The sequence below is a fragment of the Yeosuana aromativorans genome (genome assembly GCF_014646655.1).
Classification (GTDB): Bacteria; Bacteroidota; Bacteroidia; order Flavobacteriales; family Flavobacteriaceae; genus Yeosuana; species Yeosuana aromativorans.
Window position 1 is genome coordinate 486472 of the sequence record NZ_BMNR01000003.1, and the last position, 2388, is coordinate 488859.

Consider the following 2388-nt stretch of genomic DNA (forward strand, 5'->3'; position numbering starts at 1 on the left):
ATCTTTATAAAAATCATTATTCTTTGTAAAGGAGTTGTCTTCAGATTTCAATGTTCTAAAAACCGGTTTCCACCAACCCCATGGTCTCACATTGGTATAAAATGATTTTAACACATCTATATTTGTGGGCTTTGTTAAGTAGGTTCCTAAAAGAGATCCTAGCATTGAAAACCCAAATATTATTGGGAATAAGTAAATAGCCTGCAATTCAGATAAATGGTAAAAAAATGTTCCTGTAGCAAAGTTTCCTTTGTTATGGTCTAACACAAATTGCAGTGAAGCAATTACAAGTCCTGAAAACATCCCCCAAAAATAACCCCAACCATTAAAGCGCCACCAAACCCATTTTAAAAAATTAGCTGCCACATAGCCCCCAAATAAAGAGCTTGTAATCCATAGTGTTAATGAGTTAATGGAGTCTGCAAAAAAGCCCATAAAAACACCCAGACCAACAACAACAAAAGATGCTACGTGACTGATTTTTATATAATGCTCGTTTGTAGCTTTGGGTTTAAAATATTTTTTATAAATATCATTGACTATATAGGCTGGACCCGCGTTTACAAATGCCGAAAAGGTAGACATAAAAGCCGCTAATAAGCCTGCCAAAAGTAGACCTTTAACACCAACTGGCACATGAAAGTTTATGATTTTTGGTAATAAAATTTCTAAGTCAACCCCGCTTAAAGCGGTATTTGAAGCCATTTCTGGAGTCAATGTAACCAAGGCAATAACAACAATACCAGCAATCAACAAATATCTTGGGATAAATAAAATTAGGTTGGTAAACCCACTCATATAAGCGGCTTCTTTAACTGATTTTGTAGACAGAATGCGTTGTAAATCATAGCTTGGTGTTGGCCCGGCGATACTGGCAAAAAACCCTTTAAATAAAGACATTCCAACTAAGGCGCCAAACATTTTATAGCCTTCAGAATCAATTAAATTATTAAAAACTTGATATTTAGAACTCCATTGCGCATCAAGTTCCCAACCAAAAAACACGTTTTTCCATTCCTCAGAAATCACAGAGGTTATTTGAATATCCGTAAAATAGATTAACGTGTAGCCCGCTACAAGAAGACCAGCAATAACCATGATACCATATTGCAATACTTCAGTAGCTACCACAGAAAACATGCCGCCTTTAACAGTATATACCGTTGTTAAAAATATAATAATCAACGCATAAGATTGTTCTGAATTAAATAGGACGGTATGACCCAAATGAAGGGTTAAGTCCCATGGTAAAATCACAGTCAAAAACTTACCGATGCCTTCAAAAAAGTATGCTATAAACCCGATAGCTGAGACAATAGCAAAGATGGCGACTATAATATGAGATGCTTTTCCTGCTCGGTCATTTCCAAAACGAGTTAAAATCCATTCAGAACCCGTCATCACCTTAGAGCGACGTATCCAGACAGCTAAAAACATCATGACGAAAATTTGGTTCCATATGGGCCAAAGCCACATAAACATAAAACTTTTCACACCATATAAAAACAAAATACCAACCATCCAAGCTGTTCCAGATATGTCAAACATACCCGAGCCATTACTTAAGCCCAAATAATACCATTTTATAGATTTGCCACCAAGAAAGTAATGATCCAATCCTTTTGATGCCTTTTTGGAAATCCAAACGCCAACACCAACGGTTAATAGAACATAACATATAATAATGCTTAAATCTATGAGATCCATTTGTTATTGGTTGCTTTTAATTGTTATACCCCAATTCTTATTTGGTTTCGGACTCATAACAAAATGCAGAACTCCTCCCTGGGTTATTTGTTTATGGGAAATTGAAGTCTTATTGAATTCTTGACCATTAAGTGTGGCTGCTTTAATGTAAATGTTTTGGTCTGAGACATTTTCTGCTTCAATCACAAATGTTTTACCGTTTGGAAGATTAATGGTTGTCTTTTCAAAAATTGGGCTTCCTATTTCGTAATCGCCCGAAGCTGGGTTCATAGGATATAACCCAATGGAACTGAACACATACCAAGCGGACATTTGCCCGCAATCTTCATTACCGCTTAAACCATTTGGTGTAGTATTGTATTGGGTATCCAAAATATGGTGCACCCAATATTGTGTTAACCATGGTTTATCGGCATGGTTAAACATATAAGCAATATGATGACTCGGTTCATTACCATGCGCATACTGACCAATCAAACCTGAAATATCAGCCGATACGTTATCGCCTGTAATCTCAGAACTTTCTGTAAATAATTGTTCTAAGCGGCTAGCAAACATATCGTCCCCTCCATGTAGTTGAACTAGATTTTCAACATCTTGAGGTACAAACCAGCTGTGTTGCCATGCATTGCCTTCGGTGTAATCGGTATGTTCTCTGTGATTGGAATGTTTCGGGTCAAA

2 protein-coding genes are annotated in these 2388 nt (G+C 36.6%); both read right to left on the bottom strand.

Annotation, left to right across the window (positions count from 1 at the left end; translation table 11 throughout):
* Nucleotides 1-1707 (bottom strand): sodium:solute symporter family protein (locus tag IEW94_RS09055; RefSeq protein ID WP_188652224.1); only part of this gene is annotated, 1707 nt, incomplete at its 3' end.
* A gap of 3 nt (nucleotides 1708-1710) precedes the next feature.
* A partial coding sequence (locus tag IEW94_RS09060) for a GH92 family glycosyl hydrolase (RefSeq protein WP_188652173.1) occupies nucleotides 1711-2388 on the bottom strand: 678 nt, incomplete at its 5' end.